The organism is Aliiglaciecola sp. 3_MG-2023, assembly GCF_030548205.1.
Taxonomy (GTDB): Bacteria; Pseudomonadota; Gammaproteobacteria; order Enterobacterales; family Alteromonadaceae; genus Aliiglaciecola.
Map to the genome: position 1 here is coordinate 221,232 of NZ_JAUORV010000003.1, position 17,848 is coordinate 239,079.

General features: G+C 38.3%; 18 protein-coding genes. 14 read left to right on the forward strand and 4 right to left on the reverse strand.

The genetic code is table 11. The features are described from left to right. Positions 1–570: 570 nt before the first annotated feature. The 3 genes from Q4574_RS04665 to Q4574_RS04675 all read right to left on the reverse strand — a co-directional run bounded on the left by Q4574_RS04665 (position 571) and on the right by Q4574_RS04675 (position 4,253). A complete protein-coding gene (locus Q4574_RS04665; protein WP_303472089.1) occupies positions 571–1,179 on the reverse strand; it encodes a response regulator transcription factor in 609 nt (202 codons plus the stop codon). Then, complete coding sequence (locus Q4574_RS04670) at positions 1,172–3,598, reverse strand: PAS domain S-box protein (RefSeq protein WP_303472091.1); 2,427 nt, start codon at positions 3,596–3,598, stop codon at positions 1,172–1,174. Before Q4574_RS04670 ends, Q4574_RS04665 begins: the two co-directional genes overlap by 8 nt. 241 nt (positions 3,599–3,839) lie before the next feature. Next, complete coding sequence (locus tag Q4574_RS04675; RefSeq protein WP_303472093.1) at positions 3,840–4,253, reverse strand: hypothetical protein; 414 nt, start codon at positions 4,251–4,253, stop codon at positions 3,840–3,842. Between the two features lie 292 nt (positions 4,254–4,545). Between Q4574_RS04675 and Q4574_RS04680 the strand changes: the two genes are divergently transcribed. From Q4574_RS04680 to bfr (Q4574_RS04690), 3 genes are all read left to right on the forward strand, one after another. Continuing rightward, positions 4,546–6,120 (forward strand): cation:proton antiporter family protein, encoded by a 1,575-nt coding sequence (locus tag Q4574_RS04680; RefSeq protein WP_303472095.1) that lies wholly within the window; start codon positions 4,546–4,548, stop codon positions 6,118–6,120. A gap of 137 nt (positions 6,121–6,257) precedes the next feature. After that, entirely contained in the window at positions 6,258–6,734 is a 477-nt protein-coding gene (gene bfr, locus Q4574_RS04685) for a bacterioferritin (RefSeq protein ID WP_303472097.1), read from the forward strand. Between the two features lie 3 nt (positions 6,735–6,737). Then, positions 6,738–7,205, forward strand: coding sequence for a bacterioferritin (bfr, locus tag Q4574_RS04690; RefSeq protein ID WP_303472099.1), 468 nt, complete (start codon positions 6,738–6,740; stop codon positions 7,203–7,205). A gap of 11 nt (positions 7,206–7,216) precedes the next feature. Here the strand turns inward: bfr (Q4574_RS04690) and Q4574_RS04695 are convergent, their stop codons facing one another. Further along, the gene (locus Q4574_RS04695) at positions 7,217–7,483 is read right to left on the reverse strand and encodes a hypothetical protein (RefSeq protein WP_303472101.1); all 267 of its coding nucleotides are present in this window, start codon (positions 7,481–7,483) and stop codon (positions 7,217–7,219) included. A gap of 491 nt (positions 7,484–7,974) precedes the next feature. On the opposite strand from Q4574_RS04695, the gene ccoN reads away from it, so the two are divergent. From ccoN to ttcA, 11 genes are all read left to right on the forward strand, one after another. Further along, positions 7,975–9,420 (forward strand): cytochrome-c oxidase, cbb3-type subunit I, encoded by a 1,446-nt coding sequence (gene ccoN / locus Q4574_RS04700; RefSeq protein WP_303472103.1) that lies wholly within the window; start codon positions 7,975–7,977, stop codon positions 9,418–9,420. Between the two features lie 11 nt (positions 9,421–9,431). Continuing rightward, positions 9,432–10,037, forward strand: a complete 606-nt coding sequence (ccoO, locus tag Q4574_RS04705) for a cytochrome-c oxidase, cbb3-type subunit II (RefSeq protein ID WP_303472105.1) — start codon at positions 9,432–9,434, stop codon at positions 10,035–10,037. Between the two features lies 1 nt (position 10,038). Next, complete coding sequence (locus Q4574_RS04710; protein WP_303472107.1) at positions 10,039–10,224, forward strand: cbb3-type cytochrome c oxidase subunit 3; 186 nt, start codon at positions 10,039–10,041, stop codon at positions 10,222–10,224. Further along, positions 10,217–11,197 (forward strand): cytochrome-c oxidase, cbb3-type subunit III, encoded by a 981-nt coding sequence (gene ccoP, locus Q4574_RS04715; protein ID WP_303472109.1) that lies wholly within the window; start codon positions 10,217–10,219, stop codon positions 11,195–11,197. The genes Q4574_RS04710 and ccoP overlap by 8 nt, the downstream gene beginning before the upstream one ends. A 70-nt stretch (positions 11,198–11,267) precedes the next feature. Continuing rightward, on the forward strand, positions 11,268–11,759 hold the full coding sequence (locus Q4574_RS04720) for a FixH family protein (RefSeq protein WP_303472111.1): 492 nt from the start codon (positions 11,268–11,270) through the stop codon (positions 11,757–11,759). Beyond that, a complete protein-coding gene (locus Q4574_RS04725; protein ID WP_303472112.1) occupies positions 11,759–14,146 on the forward strand; it encodes a heavy metal translocating P-type ATPase in 2,388 nt (795 codons plus the stop codon). The genes Q4574_RS04720 and Q4574_RS04725 overlap by 1 nt, the downstream gene beginning before the upstream one ends. 12 nt (positions 14,147–14,158) lie before the next feature. Then, positions 14,159–14,344: a cbb3-type cytochrome oxidase assembly protein CcoS gene (gene ccoS, locus Q4574_RS04730; RefSeq protein ID WP_303472114.1), complete on the forward strand. Its 186-nt coding sequence runs from the start codon at positions 14,159–14,161 to the stop codon at positions 14,342–14,344. Further along, a complete protein-coding gene (locus Q4574_RS04735) occupies positions 14,341–15,006 on the forward strand; it encodes a sulfite exporter TauE/SafE family protein (protein ID WP_303472116.1) in 666 nt (221 codons plus the stop codon). The genes ccoS and Q4574_RS04735 overlap by 4 nt, the downstream gene beginning before the upstream one ends. Positions 15,007–15,031: 25 nt before the next feature. Beyond that, positions 15,032–15,769 carry a fumarate/nitrate reduction transcriptional regulator Fnr gene (fnr, locus tag Q4574_RS04740; RefSeq protein ID WP_303472117.1) on the forward strand — a complete coding sequence of 246 codons (738 nt, stop codon included), beginning with the start codon at positions 15,032–15,034 and terminating at the stop codon, positions 15,767–15,769. 113 nt (positions 15,770–15,882) lie between these two features. Next, complete coding sequence (gene uspE, locus Q4574_RS04745; protein ID WP_303472118.1) at positions 15,883–16,815, forward strand: universal stress protein UspE; 933 nt, start codon at positions 15,883–15,885, stop codon at positions 16,813–16,815. A gap of 117 nt (positions 16,816–16,932) precedes the next feature. Next, positions 16,933–17,838: a tRNA 2-thiocytidine(32) synthetase TtcA gene (gene ttcA, locus Q4574_RS04750; RefSeq protein WP_303472120.1), complete on the forward strand. Its 906-nt coding sequence runs from the start codon at positions 16,933–16,935 to the stop codon at positions 17,836–17,838. Positions 17,839–17,848: the final 10 nt, after the last annotated feature.

Consider the following 17,848-nt stretch of genomic DNA (forward strand, 5'->3'; position numbering starts at 1 on the left):
CAAGGTTTTAGAAAAATTGGTAAAACCATAAAAAGCTAGTTTTTACAGTTTCACTATTTGAAAATGATTATTTAAATTTTATTTCCGCTTTTACATTAGCTATTTGCGTTTTTATAAAAATTGAAGCTTTAGCGGTATTTTTTTGCGTTGTACTTATACAAATTAGTTTACGATTCTCACCAACTATAGGTTATTGGAGGTTTCTCGTAATTGATTGTGGAAAATACGTAATGTTTAGGAGGTATCTTTAAGGGGATTAAAACTTACCCGCCAATTTTGCATGAAAAAGGTAAGGAACAATGAATTAAACTATGTGAAAAATGATAGAAACTAACCCTTTCTTAGGATGATAAAAGGATTGCTTTCTTTAATAGAGGCTAAAATACGGGATTTCGGTTTATCACAGTTTTATGACAAGAATATTGTGGAAATCCCTAATATCTTTGAAAAGACCCTTTGGTTAGGATGATTGTGTGTAGACCCAGTCACACAGCAACTACCTGAAACATCAGTTTCAGTTCCTACTTGGAGTTCACCTATCCAACCATAGATGAACTCCGTTTTTTTTGCCTATTGTTCTGACAGTATTTTAATACGCACCAACTGTGCTAAGGTTTTTGCGCCTAATTTTTCCATCACATGAGATCGATGAACCTCAACGGTACGTTCACTAATGTTGAGTTCAGACGCTATCATTTTATTCATTGCACCATCGGCTACTAAGTCAAACACTTCCTTTTCACGGCTTGAAAGTAAATTGATTTTTTTAACTTCGTTTTGTTTGTTAAAAATACTAATGTTTTGTTTGGTATTTAATGCTAACGCTTCATTAATGCGATCAATTAAATTCTGTTCATTGAAAGGTTTACGAATAAAGTCTAACGCGCCATTTCGCATTGCTTCTACTGCCATAGGAATGTCACCGTGACCGGTAATGAAAATGATTGGCAACATACTGTTTAACTGTTTTAACTTAGACTGTAATTCTAAGCCACTCATTTTAGGCATTCTAATATCGAGTACGATGCACCCTTTCATGTCATGATTAAATACCTCTAAAAACTCATTACCATTGGCGAATGTTTTAGCTCTAAGACCAATGGATGCTAATAACATTTCCATACCATCCCGAATCCCTTCGTCATCGTCAATGATAAAAACCGTTTGTTGGTCAGTCATGCAATTTCTCTCCCGAAATAGGTAACGTAAAATAAAAAATGGTCCCGTAGCGTTCATTGTCTTTAAAATTTAACTGCCCACCGTGCTCTTCAATAATGGATTTTGATATTGATAAACCAATTCCCATACCATTCTTTTTAGTGGTACTAAAAGGTGTGTAAAGCTCATCTTTTAAAGCCTGAAACAAACCGCATCCAGTATCTTCGATGGATACCTGTAACGTACTTTGTGAAACTTGGGTGGTCTTTATCGCTAATATGTTGCCATTTTTAAACTCTATGGCTTGCATTGATTCCATGGCATTTCGCAGTAAATTAAGGATAACTTGCTGTATTTGGACTCTATCTACAAATACTTCAACATTTTCGCCAATTGTATCAACCTGAATAGTAATTTCATGTAAACGTGAGACAGGCTCTATTAGCTTAATCACCTCTTCTATTAATATATTACTCGCCACCGCTTCTTTTTGGCTATCCCCCTTTTTTGTCATTCTTTGCACACGCTCTAACACACTTCCGGCACGAAGAGATTGTTGCGTTAACTTATCAAGTAATTCTGGAAGCCCATCATAGTGTCGCTTTTCACACATATTTTTAGCTGTAGCAGAAAACAAGGCTATTGCTGTTAATGGCTGATTAATTTCATGTGCCACTGCAACGGCCATTTCACCCAAGGCATTTAATCGGTCAAAATGGGCTAATTGTTCAGTCAGTCGTCTGGTTTTATCTTCAGAAGCCAATTGCTGGGTTATATCTCTTATTAAACCAACAAATACCCTTCCCTCTGGGTTCACTATTTCACTTACCGACAAATGTATGGGAAACATAGACCCGTCTTTACGTTTCGCGGTTAATACCCGACCCGTTCCAATGATATGAGTTTCATTAGTTTCCATGTATTTAGCCAAATACTGATCATGTTGTTCACTTTGTTTGGGAGGCATTAGGATTTTAACGTTTTTGTCTAAAACCTCCTGCAAAGAATAGCCAAACATTTTTAACGCAGCATTATTAAAACTTTTTATTTTTCCCACTTGATCGATTGTGATAACAGCTTCAACAACAGAATTCACGATAGCCTCAGCAAAAGCATGGCTATGCACTAAATCTGCTTGGGCTTGCTTTATGGAAGTAATATCGGTAATAAACCCCTCGAACAGAATGTCTTCGTCAGAATTGGAAGAGTTGCTCAAAATGGCCTCCCCCCTTTCCCAAACGTATTTAATTTCATTGCTCTTGGTTATAATCCTATATTCAAACTCAAAACGTTCTTTTTGTTCAACAGCCTCGTCTACTAATTTTGCAATCCGCGGATAATCTTCAGGGTGTAAGATTTGTCCCCAAAAAATAGCACCGCTTTCAAACTCTTGTTTGCAATATCCTGTTAACTCCTCACATTCCTCATTCACTAATACAATGGGCCACCCTTCGGTATTCAGTGATTGATATGCCATGCCAGGTAACATTTTTAAAAAGTGTTCGTTTTTTTTGCGATCTTCTTTTAAAGACTTTTCTTTTTTTCTTGAAAGTAAAACAGCATAAAATGCGATTGCAACAAACAAGCTCAACAACACGCCCAACACCGTTAATACTTTAATCATACGATAATGTTTCGTCGCTAAAAAACTGTTACTGGGAGCAATATAAACCTGCCAATCTTGGTTTTGTAATTTGAAGGTTGCCGTTTTACTCCAAGGGTTATCCTTCAAATTTGCTTCATATTTTTCAGGAAAAATATACTCTCCGTTCACGGATATCAAAATTTGATGCTCAAATAGCAAATAAGATGGCAAAACCTCTTCAAAATAATGTTTAAAAAGAATCACACTACCAATAAACCCCTCTAAGTCTGTAGTCTCAGAGTCTGTGGCCTCATTTTTTTTATATACGGGAACGTATATGCCAAAGCCTGTTTTTCCATCTTCTGAGGTGATGGGGATAGTGATCATTGCAGTGCCATTATTCTTCGCCTCCATAGCGGCATGAAAGGAGTCTGGAATAGAATTTAAGTCAATATTTAATGCAGTTTCATTGCCTCTTAAAGGAATGATTTTTCTCACGTGAAATGAACTATCAATCCACCCAATACCGTGATAACCCCTTTGTGTGTCGTATAAGGTTTTACCAAGCAAGTTCCAATCCTGAACAGTGAGCTTGCTGGAAATGTTGGATAGCTGTGCAAACTCAGTCAAAGTTAACATTCGTTTGTGTAAATCGTCTTCGAGTAAAAGTTGTATTTTGTTTGAGGTATTTTGCGTGACGGTGTCGATATAATGTCGTTCTTCAGATTCAATATATAAAACTAATAACGCCATTAAAATTGATGTGATAACTCCAGCTACGACAGAATAGACTAAAATAGCGATTTGAGGAGGAAAGTTGAATCGCCACTTGTTGATGTCCAGTTTCTTTACCATTTAATTTCTAGCCTATAAATAGATAAGTAAAAAAGTGAATTTATCCATACAACACTATTCACACGTAGAACACTTTAAAGCAAGTTTGTAGATGGGCACTAAGGTTAAATTAACCCCCAATAAAATGGAATTATTTTACCGACACTAGAAAACGGTATAAAGACTCAATTAAAATTTTTTAAGCAACCATCATTTTATTGTGTGGCTGACTGCTGTATACAATCGTAAGAATACGATTTTTTTAAGAAATGTTTTTTATCGCGTTACTACTAGGTACTTTTAAACCTAATTCGTGTAAATAACTTAATGCATCATCCATGTTATCGAATCGTTGGGGTTTAAATGAAAAATCGGAGAAAAACGACATCAACTCTTCACCTTGAGTTGACGATTCTGTGATCCAACTTTCGCCAATTTGATTTCTGCGTTTTAACATTATTTTACTTTTGAACGGAGAGTCAAACACTTCCATTGGCATTATCCACTGTGTCATATCAACACAGACGCCCCAATGACGACTCCTCCTCTTTCCTATTAAAACCGACAATTCACTTATATAGGCGAGATCTGCTTGAATCGTCCAGACACCTTTCAAAACGATATATAAAATATCATCAATTGGAGTGATTTTAAAAAAGGCCGGAGTATCACTCATTCATTATCCCAAAATAGCAATCCATTATTTTCAGTTCTTTTCTAAAGTAGAAACATAGTTTAACTGAATATTAACCAAAATAAATGTAAGTAATTGAAGTTTTACTAAAACTCCTCCATAAACATAGGATTTCCCCCCTAACAAATTTGTGCTCTAATAATACAAATTGGACGTGTTGATAGCACTCCTCGGTACAATTCTAAATTAGAATAATAAATCTATTTATCCAGACACAATCTCTAAGTATATTACTGAATCAAATCAATTTTTATCAAAATGACATTGGAGTATTATGGAATTCGCTTTTATCCTAGTAGCATTTTTATGCGGTTTAACCATGAAAATCATAGGGTTACCTCCACTAATTGGTTTTTTGATTGCCGGGTTTAGTTTAAATTTCATGGGTTATGAGCCCAATGCATCTTTAGATACTCTTGCCAGTCTTGGCATTACGTTAATGCTGTTTACCATTGGCCTTAAACTCAACATTAGAGATTTAATTAAATCTGAAGTGTGGGCTGGGAGCAGCTTACATATGTTACTTTGGGTACTTATTGTAGCCTCTTGCTTTGTTTTTCTAACGGCTCTTGGTGTTGGTTATTTTGCAGATATTAATATTGTTACCGGGGCTTTAATTGCTTTTTCCTTAAGCTTTAGCAGTACGGTATGTATAGTGAAAATACTTGAGGAAAGCGGTGAAATTCGCACTAGACATGGAAAAGTTGCCATTGGTATCTTAGTCATGCAAGATATTTTCGCAGTAGTATTTTTAGTCATTGCTACCGGCAAAATTCCTTCTATATGGGCAGTATTGCTATTATTGCTGTTGCTGGCGAAACCAATTTGGTCGTTGTTGTTAGACAAAGCTGGCCATGGCGAGTTGCTTCCATTAATGGGATTTCTCATCGCTATTGGGGGCTATGAGTTATTTGAATTGGTCGGCCTTAAAGGAGACTTAGGCGCGCTTATCCTCGGTATGTTACTCGCTAATCAAAGCAAAGCCTCAGAATTATCTAAATCACTGATGAGTTTCAAAGATCTATTTCTTATTGGATTTTTTCTATCCATCGGATTCACCGCTCTTCCCACCTTTGAAATGCTAGCTACCGCATTATTGCTCTGTTGTCTTATCCCCCTTAAATTCGGTTTATTTTTCAGCATATTTACCCGACTGCGCTTGCGTGCCAGAACCTCATATTTAGCCAGTTTAGTGCTGGGGAATTATAGTGAATTTGGACTCATTGTGGTGGCTTTGTTAGTTAATGAAAACTTAGTAGAAAAACATTGGTTGGTGGTCCTGGCATTAGCGGTGTCCATATCATTTTTGTTTACCGGTTTTGGGTACCGTTCTTCCCATCAACAATATAATCGAATAAAACACAAACTAAAAAACTACGAACATCCCCAACGTCTAAAAGAGGATATCTATAATTTACCCAATAATGCGCGTGTGCTAATTATTGGTATGGGCCGAGTAGGTAAAGGCGCGTATAAAGCCCTCGAAAGTGTTATGAAAGAACAGGTTTGGGGTATGGATGCCGATCCGAACCGCATTCGCAAAATGCAAAAGCTAGATATGCAGGTGTTCGTTGGTGACGGTGAAGACGTCGACTTTTGGGAAAATTTCGATTTGCGACAAACAGATATCGTGATGCTCGCAGTCCCTTCTGTTGAAGATATTAGTAATATCACTCAACAATTAAGAAACGCGAATTACCAAGGTACCGTTGCCTCAATTGCCCGTTATGAAGATGAAATAGAACTACTGCAAAAAGCAGGGGCTGACAAAGTATTCAACTTTTTCACTGAGGCAGGAAGTGGCTTTGCTGAGGAAAGCCTGCAAATGTTATCCCTTTCAAATAAATAATGAGTATCGGCAAGTAATAACAGAATCAAAAATGATAACTATTACCATTGACTATCCATTTGTTTTTAAAGGAAAAACTTACAAACCATCATTCAATAGTCTATACTTGCCCTATTGTGTTCTGGGAGAATTTTAAGATGAAAGGTCAAGCAAATATAATAGCTGCTTTAAATGAGGTATTAACCACAGAATTAACCTCTATAAATCAGTACTTTTTACACGCAAGAATGTATAAAAATTGGGGCTTAGAAAAACTCAATTCAGTTTGTTACAAAAAATCCATCAAAGATATGAAACAAGCAGATGAACTAATTGAGCGTATTTTGTTCCTTGAAGGTTTACCTAATCTTCAAATGCTTGGAAAATTGTACATTGGCGAAGAAACCGTTGAGATGTTGCAGTGTGATAGTAAATTCCAATTAGAGCAAATTCCAAAACTTAAAAGTGTCATTGCCCTTTGCGAGTCTGAACAAGATTACGTATCGCGTGATTTATTGGAAGAAATATTGGAATACGAAGAAGAACATTTGGATTGGTTAGAAACTCAAGAGTATCAAGTTTCAGCATTGGGATTAGAAAATTACTTGCAAACGCAAGTCGGTTCGGGAGACTAAAAAATGAAAGGTAATCAAGTAATAATAGACGCCTTAAACGGCTTATTGGCGTATGAATTAGCGGCAATGGATCAGTATTTCATTCACTCTCAAATGTATGATGATTGGGGTTTGAGCAAGCTTCACGAACGAATCGCCCATGAATTCGATGATGAAAAAGGTCACGCGACTAAGTTAATCGAACGTATGCTTTTTTTAGAAGGCACGCCAGATATGACAGTTCGTTCTGGCTTCAAAGTCGGTGCTGATGTACTCGAAATGTTGGAAAGTGATCTACGGGTTGAATATACCGTAACGGAAGAGTTGAAAAAAACCATCGCTCTTTGTGAAACGGAAAAAGACTACGTCACTAGAGATATGTTAATGATCCTTCTCGAAGACACAGAAATGGATCACGCCCATTGGTTAGAGCAACAAATAGGGTTAATTAAACGTCTTGGCCTACCTAATTACTTACAATCTCAGATGTAGGTTGCATTAAACTAAACTTGAGTCTGGAAGAATACAAAAACAGAATGCAGTTTACCGCTTTGTATATCTTCCAACTCAATAGTTAATTTCCATCTCATATTAGGTTCACTGCAAGCACCAATAAATAATTCGGCATCAACTAATACTTGATTGTTTTGTTTATCTATTCTGCTCGCTCCTATGTACAAAGGTGTTTTGCCCATATACATATTCGTGCCTTCTAACCATCCGCTCCTAAGCACATATTGCGTATCGTAACTCAATTCAATATTGAGCATGGTTTCAATCTCTATTGGATATTCAGAAAAGTTTACCCGTATAACAGAATCATCTATTCCAATTACGCAGGATTCTGATTCTAAATAACAAAGATTTTTAGTTAAAATTGACTCATTTTTATTATTTAGGAAATAAACAACGGAAAGAATCAGAATTACAACTATAATAGGAAAGACACGTTTAATCAGAGTTTTATACCTATGAAATATATAATAATAGTGAATATTTGAAAGTTAGTTTGAATGATCACCACTATAAAAACAAGAAATGCCGAAAATCTGTTGATTGAGATCAACCTTATTGCGTTTATGCTATCTTTTTGAATACAAAAACTTTATGATCCTGTCTTCAAAATCTAAGTTTTGAAAATGAATTCATACACTTAGGTTAATGAAATGTAAAAACCGTGACAATAGCGTCACATACACATAACAAATCAAAAATAATCCGTTATTTTTGTCATAAATAATGATGTGGAAGATCCATTGATATGAGCGTAGCCAGCCAAGTACATCCGGAATACAACTATAAGGTCGTTAGGCAGTTTGCCATAATGACTGTCGTATGGGGAATTATTGGAATGGCGGTAGGTGTGTTTATAGCAGCACAACTTTACTGGCCAGCCTTAAATTTTGACATTCCTTACCTTACCTTTTCACGATTGCGTCCTTTACATACCAATGCAGTTATTTTTGCATTCGGTGGATGTGCTCTGTTTGCAACCTCTTATTACGTTGTGCAGAGAACTTCTCAAGTTAGGATTTTTAGTGATAAGTTGGCCTCATTTACGTTTTGGGGATGGCAAGCGGTTATCGTTTCAGCTGCAATCACCCTACCTCTAGGCTTAACATCGACTAAAGAATACGCGGAATTAGAGTGGCCCATAGATATTTTGATCACTTTGGTATGGGTGGCATACATTATCAACTTCTTCGGCACTATTGTTGTGAGAAAAGTTTCTCACATATATGTTGCTAACTGGTTCTTCGGTGCATTCATGCTGACTGTTGCTGTATTGCATATTGGTAATAGTATGGCAATCCCTGTTTCTCTGTTTAAATCCTATTCGATTTATGCCGGTGCAGTAGATGCAATGATGCAGTGGTGGTATGGCCATAACGCTGTAGGATTCTTCTTAACCGCAGGCTTCTTAGGTATGATGTATTACTTCGTACCAAAACAAGCCGGCAGACCGGTTTATTCTTACCGTTTGTCAGTTGTTCACTTCTGGGCACTAACTTCTCTTTATATTTGGGCAGGTCCTCACCACTTGCATTACACAGCGTTGCCTGATTGGACCCAATCTCTCGGTATGGTCATGTCAATCATCTTATTCGTTCCTTCTTGGGGAGGCATGATTAACGGTATAATGACCTTGTCTGGCGCATGGCATAAATTGCGTACTGACCCTATTTTACGATTCCTAATTGTTTCCCTTTCGTTTTATGGCATGTCGACCTTCGAAGGCCCGATGATGGCAATTAAAACCGTTAATGCCCTATCTCACTATACAGATTGGACAATCGGACATGTTCACTCTGGTGCTTTAGGTTGGGTAGCCATGGTGTCTATTGGTTCTATTTATCACCTTATCCCAGTGCTGTTCAATAAACCTGCTATGTATAGCATTAAATGGATTAATGTACATTTTTGGTTAGCCACAATTGGTGTGGTGTTGTACATAGTCGCAATGTGGATGTCAGGTGTATTACAAGGTTTAATGTGGCGTGCAGTTAACCCAGACGGCACTCTTACCTATAGTTTTGTAGAGTCTTTGCAAGCGTCTAAGCCTTTCTATTTTGTTCGCTTTATTGGTGGCGCATTCGTTGTTGCTGGTATGTTATTGATGGCATACAACGTTTATAAAACCGTTCGTACACCTAATGAAGAGTTTTCCAAAGATCCTGAAAACTCACCTCAACCTCAAGCAGCATAAGGAGATTTGAGATGAAAAACGTTCACGAGCTGGTTGAGAAGAATATTGGTTTGATGGCGATATTTATACTAATCGCCATTAGTTTCGGTGCCATGGTAGAAATCACACCGCTAATGTTCCAACAACAAACAATGGAAAAAGTAGAAGGTCTTAAACCTTACACCGCTTTACAGATGGAAGGCCGAGATATTTACATTCGCGAAGGTTGTGTTGGTTGTCATAGCCAAATGATCCGTCCTTTTAGAGCAGAAACTGAGCGCTATGGTCACTACTCTGTGGCAGGTGAATCCGTTTGGGAACATCCATTTTTATGGGGTTCAAAACGAACAGGGCCTGACCTGGCACGTGTTGGTGGTCGTTACAGCGATGATTGGCACCGCGTTCATTTGCTAAACCCGAGAAACGTAGTACCTGAGTCAAATATGCCAGGTTTCCCTTGGTTAGCTGAAAACACCCTTGACGGTGAGTTGATTGAGAAAAAGCTACGCGTATTTAAAGACTTTGGCGTACCTTACACTGAAGAAGAGATTGCTGGTGCGAAAGAAGCAGTACAAGGTAAAACTGAGATGGAGGCATTAATCGCCTATTTACAATCTCTAGGAACGGCACTGAAATAGTATGGATTACGGTGCAGCGGGTAGCATATTTACAGTTGTGGTCTTTATTTGCTTTATCGGCATAGTGATTTGGGCTTTCAGTAGCCGCGCTAAAAAAAGGTTCGATGAAGCAGAAAATTTGGTTTTTGATGATGAACCAACACAACAAACAGAAAAAAAAGAGCGGGAGTCTTCGATAAATGAGTAGCTTTTGGAGTATTTGGGTCTCAGTAATCTCATTGGGAACAATTCTAGGGTGTTACCTGATTTTACGTTGGTGTCTGTTAAACAAAACAGGCGTTGCTGAAGGTGACGATATGCATCATTCGTTTGATGGCATTATCGAAATTAATAACCCTCTACCTAAATGGTGGACAATCATGTTCTATATGACCATGATTTGGGGTATTTTATATTTATTACTTTATCCTGGATTAGGTAATTGGAAAGGTTTGTTAGGTTGGAAAAGTTCTAACCAAGATATTCAGACCCTGCAGGAATCTAAAGATGCCGTATTAGCTTCTCGAGAAGAGGCTAAAACTGCCCTCTTTGGCTTAGGTGGCGTGGGTGTTGAATATGACCGGGAACTTGAAAAAGCAGAAGAAAAATTTGCGCCTATTTTCAACCAATATGCTGAACAGCCAATTGAAGTTTTGGTGAATAACGAAGAAGCATTAAAAATTGGTCAGCGCTTGTTTATGCAAAACTGTTCTCAGTGCCATGGTTCTGATGCTAGAGGTCAAAGAGGCTTCCCTAACCTAACCGACCATGATTGGTTATACGGTGGAACCCCTGAAAAGATAGTGGAAACCTTAACCAACGGTCGTCAAGCCAATATGGCTGCATGGTTGCCTTCGTTCGGAGAGAAAGGTGTTGAAGAAGTTGTAGCTTATGCTCTTAGCTTAAGTGGCAGACAAGTAGACCCTGACTTAAAAGAAGCCGGTAAAGCCCGCTTTGCAGTTTGTTCAGCGTGTCATGGTCCTGACGGCAAAGGTAATCAAGCACTGGGTGCACCTAACTTAACCGATAATATATGGCTATATGGTGGAAGCAAAGACGTAGTTACTGAAACAGTAAATTATGGACGTGCAGGTGTAATGCCTTCTTTCAAAAATACTTTGGGAGAAAAGAAAATACACCTAGTCGCTACCTATGTTTATAGTTTATCTAAAAACAAATAAACAATAAGCTACTACTAAACAAAGCCTCGTTTATCGAGGCTTTGTTTTCTTAAATAAGAAGTAAATATTCATGAATCGCTCAGATAAAACACCTTGGTATAAACAATTTTGGCCTTGGTTTTTAATCACCATACCCGTTGTATCTATTTGCTTAAGTGTCACTATGTTAAATCTCGCATTGAACACTGATGATAGTCTAGTGATAGACGATTATTACAAAGAAGGCAAAGGAATTAACTTAGAGTTAACCAAGATACAAGAAGCGAAAGCAAAAGGAATCACCACGGTTTTAAGCATTAATGGAAGTCGTGTTCAACTAGAGTTTTTGTCGGGCAAACCTGATTCTGGAGAAGCCCTAAAACTGCACTTTTACCATGCAACTCTGCAAGATAAAGACTTTTCACTATTGCTCACACAAGATGCCAGTGGCAATTATAAAGCCACGGCAGAAAGTCCAATTACGGGTAAATGGAAACTCACTCTTTCACCTTTAGATGAGCAATGGAAAATAATGCAGGATAAAGGCTTACCTCAGAAAGAACCCTTCAATTTTAACCCTTAATGGAAAATAGTAATCCAAATAGCTGTTATCATTGTGGCCTTCCAATACAAAAAGGTGAGGTTTTCTGGGCGGAGATATTAGGCGAACCCCGAAAGATGTGCTGTCCCGGTTGCCAAGCCGTAGCTGAAGCAATTGTTGACAATGGATTAGAAGATTATTATCGATTTAGAACGGAGTTTGCTGATAAAGGTGATGAACAGCTAACCGAAACCCTTGATAGGTTAAAAGCATATGATCACGAAGAAATTCAACAAGAGTTTGTAGTCGATGACGGTAGTCAGAAACAAATACAATTGACTATTGAAGGCATAAGCTGTGCAGCCTGTGGATGGCTTATCGAAAAACAACTGTTAAAAACCCCAGGAATTAAGCGCATCGCCGTGAATGTTTCCGCCCGCAGAGCAACGATTAACTGGATAGATTCCCAATTAAAACTTAGTGAAATCATCGCACAACTTGAATCTGTAGGTTACCACGCCCTTCCCTTTCAAGCCGACGAACATGAAGCTTCTTACCAAAAAGAATCCAAAAACTATTTAAAACGCATTGGCTTAGCTGGCCTGATGAGCATGCAAGTTATGATGTTAGCCATAGGTCTGTATTTTGGGATCTTTGGTTCCATTGAAGATTCCACTAAAACCTTTTTGCATTGGGTAAGCTTTTTACTAACTACACCTGTTGTGCTTTATTCAGGGTTCACGTTTTATAAAAGTGCATTTAGTTCATTGCGAATGAAATCTGTGAACATGGACTTTTCTGTTTCAATTGCAATTATTGGTACTTTTGTAGCGAGTGCTTGGGCAACCGTAACCAATACGGGAGAAATCTATTTCGAATCTGTCTGTATGTTCATATTTTTATTATTAATAAGCCGATATTTAGAACATCGTTCACGTCACCAAGCCAGTCTAATATCAGCCAATATGTTTAAATACATTCCTTTGACCGCGATCCGAATAGATAGTGAGAATAAACAGAGCTCAGTATTAGCGAAACATCTTAAAAAAGGGCAACAAATTTTAGTTCGCCCTGGAGAAACCTTTCCTGTTGATGGCGTGATCACATCGGGTGAGGGTAGCGTTGATGAATCCATGCTCACTGGTGAGTCAGAAAAAATCAAAAAGAGCGCAGGTGATCATGTTTATGGCGGTACCATAAATCTATCAGGTGCCTTTGAAATAATCGTCGAAAATGAACTTAAATTATCCCTGGTGAATAAAATTCTACGTCTTCAGGAGTTAGCCCTGGCAGACAAGCCCAAAGCAGCCGTGTATGCAGATGTAGCCTCAAAGTATTTTATTATTATAGTCTTAGGTATCACCCTTATCAGCTATTTAGGCTGGTTAGCCTATCAACCAGAGCGTGCGTTTTGGGTCGCCATATCGATTTTAGTTGCCACTTGCCCTTGTGCTCTTAGCCTTGCCACACCAACAGCTTTAACCAGTGCGATTGCAAAGTTAAATCAATATGGATTGTTAGTGAAAAGAGCCAATATTATTGATGTAATGCCTGATGTTGATACGGTTATTTTTGATAAAACAGGTACCCTCACCAATGGTCATTTTAGTGTCAGCGAAGTTGAATTGTTTAACCAAAGTGAAGAAAGTTTTGTTCTCAATTTAGCCGCAGGAATCGAACAATTTTCTAGACATCCTATATCTCGAGCCTTCCAGTCTGAGACGCCTTTAGAAGTCAGCCAAGTCGTTTCTATTGCTGGTAAAGGATTGCAGGGTATCTATCAGTCTCAGAACGTCAAGATAGGCAACCTAAGCATTTTAGATAGCGCTTCAGATTTGCCCTTGGATGCGGATGACACCAAAGTATATTTACAACTCGGTGAACAGTTACTGGCTGCTTTTAAAATCAAAGATGTAGTCAAAAAAGACGCGAAGCAACTAGTGCATGATTTAAACAGCAAGCAACTGGTTATGTTAAGCGGTGACGCACAAGAAAATGCATTATCCGTTGCCGAGTCATTAGGCATATCCACTGTGTATTTTAGACAAACGCCTCAACAAAAGCTCACCTATATCCAAAGTTTGCAGGCCAAAGGGCATAAAGTATTGATGATCGGTGATGGTATCAATGACGCGCCAGTATTAGCTGCAGCAGATGTGTCTATTGCTGTTGGAGACGCCAGTGATATGGCAAAACGTTCAGCTGATATCATTTTATTGAATACTAAATTAAGCAATGTGAAATTTGCTGTTAGTATGGCAATTAAAGTGCGCCATAAGATTAAGCAAAATATGCTTTGGGCTATCGGTTATAATACACTTATTCTGCCCCTGGCAGTGGCTGGGTATTTAAGCCCTTGGATGGCGGTAATTGGTATGTCTTTAAGTTCAATCATTGTGGTAGCAAACTCCATTCGCTTGTTACGTTAATAGGAAACTAAATTGAGTATTATTTATGTGCTGATACCCATTGCTATTTTATTAGTTTTGTTAGCCATTGGGATCTTTTTTTGGGCGGTAAAGTCAAATCAATTTGAAGACCTTGAGCGTCAAGGTTATAACATTTTATTTGATGACGACGTCGATAAGAACGCACAAAGTAAAGTCTCTAAAACTGAAAAGAAATGAACGAAATCAGCTGGTTTTCTGCCATTTTAATCGGCCTTGCAGGGAGTGTACATTGTGCAGGAATGTGCGGTGGAATTGTTACCTCATTTACTTTTGCCTTACCAAAAAACCAATCTCAATGGCCTTTCTTAATCGCCTATAATACGGGGCGTATTTTATCTTATAGTCTTGCAGGAGCCATCGCAGGCCTATTAGGCCAAATTGTCACCACTAAGTCTTTTATCAATCCACAAGCGTTGACTCTTTTTGGCGGCGTATTTATGGTATTACTGGGTTTGTATGTTGGTCAATGGTCGAAATTACTGACTAAGGTAGAACGCGTTGGCGCAATTTTTTGGCGTAAAATCAGCCCGTTATCAAAACGATTTATCCCATTTAAACATCCAATGTATGCTGTCCCTTATGGGTTGATTTGGGGTTGGCTGCCCTGTGGACTCGTTTATTCAACATTAACCTGGAGTGTTTCAACTGGCGGTGTCGTACAAGGTGCACTAACTATGTTGTGCTTCGGTTTAGGCACCCTACCTATCATGTTAGCAATGGGTGCGAGCGCAACTCAAATAAGACATTGGTTAACTCATGCTATGGTGAAACGCAGCGTAGCAGTTTTATTATGTTTATTTGGCTTGATTTTATGTTATCAAGGGATTCATAATTGGTAACTGATGAATTACATGGAACTAACTAATGTCTGATTCGAACAAGTTTAGTATTCGCTGCCAAAATTGCAGTTTTAACCATCTGTGTATTCCCGTAGCGTTAAATCAAACAGAAATGGAAAGTTTGGACGAAATAATTGAACGCAAACGTCCTTTACATAAAAATGATCAACTCACTATACCAGGGCAGAAATTCACCTCTTTGTTTGCCGTAAGAACAGGTTCGTTTAAGTCCTACATTACCTCGCCAGATGGTGAACAACAAATCACTGGATTCCATTTCCCCGGTGATATAGTTGGATTTGACGGACTTTTTTCAGAAAAATACCAAAGTTATAATCAGGCCATGGAAACCTCGATGGTCTGTGAATTACCCTACGATAAACTTGATACCATGAGTGAGCAGCTACCTTCTTTACGCAAAGAAATGCTTAAAATCATGAGCACCGAAATAAATCAAGATCATAGTTTAATGATGCTGTTAAATAAACGCACAGCGGAAGAGCGTCTTGCACACTTTTTAGTTAATTTGTCTGATCGCTTTCACTCCCGTGGTTTTTCAGAAACAGAATTTAATTTAACCATGACGCGCAATGAAATAGGTAATCACCTCGGACTCACCGTTGAAACAGTAAGTCGTTTATTAACGCGCTTTCAAAAAGAAAATATCATAAAAGTAGATGGTAAGTTTATTCAGATATTGAATTTACCTGGCCTCAGAGAAAAACTAGGTGAGCATGTTGTGCAAAACAAAGCGTGCGGATAAGTCTTTCCAGTTACGTTGATATAGGTCAAAACAATTACTCTGTTAGTTGGCAAAATAGCTAAAGTACCCATACACTTAAGTTGTGAGTGTAAATCTATGAAGGGAGTTAACTTATGTCTGTTTTTAACAAAATTTTAGCTGTTGTCGATCCATCCAAAGAAGATCAGAAAGCTTTTAAGCGCGCCCTTTTGTTGGCTCAAAAGACCGGCGCGAGCATCACCGCCTTTCTATCTATATACGATTTTTCATATGAAATGACGACTATGCTGACGGTAGATGAACGCGAAACAATGCGGCAGGCTGTGGTAGATGACAAGACCGAATGGCTTGCTAATATTGTCGAACCCTTAGCCACCAATTCATCGACTTCAGTAGATATCAAAGTCGTTTGGCATAATCGTCCTTATGAAAGTATTTTATTCGAGGTGATTGATCACAGTTATGATTTAATCGTCAAAGGAACTCATGAGCACGACACCTTAAAGTCAGTCATATTCACCCCAACTGATTGGCATATTCTCCGTAAATCTCCGGTTCCAGTTTTACTTGTCAAAGAGCATGACTGGCCTGTCAATGGTAATATTTTAGCGGCTGTTGATGTGGGAAGCGAAGATGAAGAACACCGCAGTTTAAATAACCTCATCACCAAAAAAGCTGCGATAATGGCGGATTTATTAGAAGGTAAGATTAACTTAGTCAATTCTTATCCCGGAACGCCTGTAAACATCGCCATCGAAATTCCAGAGTTCGACCCTGTTGGTTATACTGAATCAGTGAAACAATTTCATGCAAAAGCGATGCTTGAACATGCAGAAAAATTTAATATCCCCCAAGAAAACCAGCATTTAAGCGAAGGGCTTCCAGAAGATGTGATACCTTCAGTGGCGAAAACCATTGACGCTGAACTCGTTGTTATTGGCACCGTAGGTCGCACAGGTATAACCGCAGCACTTATCGGTAATACCGCTGAGCACACCATTGACTCACTCAATTGCGATGTATTAGCAATTAAACCCGAAGGATTTGAGTGTCCACTTAAGCACTAGCAAGACAAAAACGCTATCAGACTCAGTATTGATTAAAAACATTTGAAATTAGAGTATTTATGTCCGTTAGGAGGACAGGTATAATCTGGGCTGATAGCAATGTTTTCTAGGAATAAGATGAGTAAGCTCGAGTCTCTGTCTGAGAGTAAAAAATACAGTTTCAATAAACTCCAAAAACGCTTAAGACGCAATGTAGGTAAAGCGATTGCCGATTTCAATATGATTGAAGATGGCGATAAAGTAATGGTCTGCTTGTCTGGTGGAAAAGACAGTTACACCATGCTCGATATATTAATGTTTCTTAAAAAAATTGCCCCCATTAACTTTGAGATTATCGCGGTAAATTTAGATCAGAAACAACCTGGCTTTCCAGCTGAGATACTGCCTAATTACTTAGACAATTTGCAGGTCCCCTTTGAAATAGTAACCGAAGATACCTACTCCATTGTCAAAGATAAAATTCCTGAAGGAAAAACCACTTGTTCTCTTTGTTCTAGGTTAAGAAGAGGAATATTGTATAAAACAGCGACCCGTTTAGGCGCAACCAAAATTGCCTTGGGGCACCACAGAGATGACATGTTGGAAACGTTATTTTTAAACATGTTCTATGGTGGACGCTTAAAATCCATGCCGCCAAAATTAGTCAGCGATGATGGTAAACAAATGGTAATACGGCCGTTAGCCTATTGCTCAGAAAAAGAAATCAGCCAGTATTCAGATCTCGTCGAATTTCCTATTATTCCCTGTAATTTGTGTGGTTCACAAGAAAACCTGCAACGCAAAGTGATAAAAAATATGCTGAATGATTGGAACCAGCGTTTTCCTGGTAGAATAGAAAGTATGTTCAAGGCAATGCAAAATGTGGTTCCATCTCACCTTGCCGATAAAGAACTCTTCGACTTTAAAACCCTAGAGACACAACAAACGCCGTTCGCTAACGGTGACATTGGATTTGATCAAGATGACTTCTCCCCTTCATCTATAAATACAGATGAAACAGTCAATATTATTAATATAAGTTAAGGATCATTTC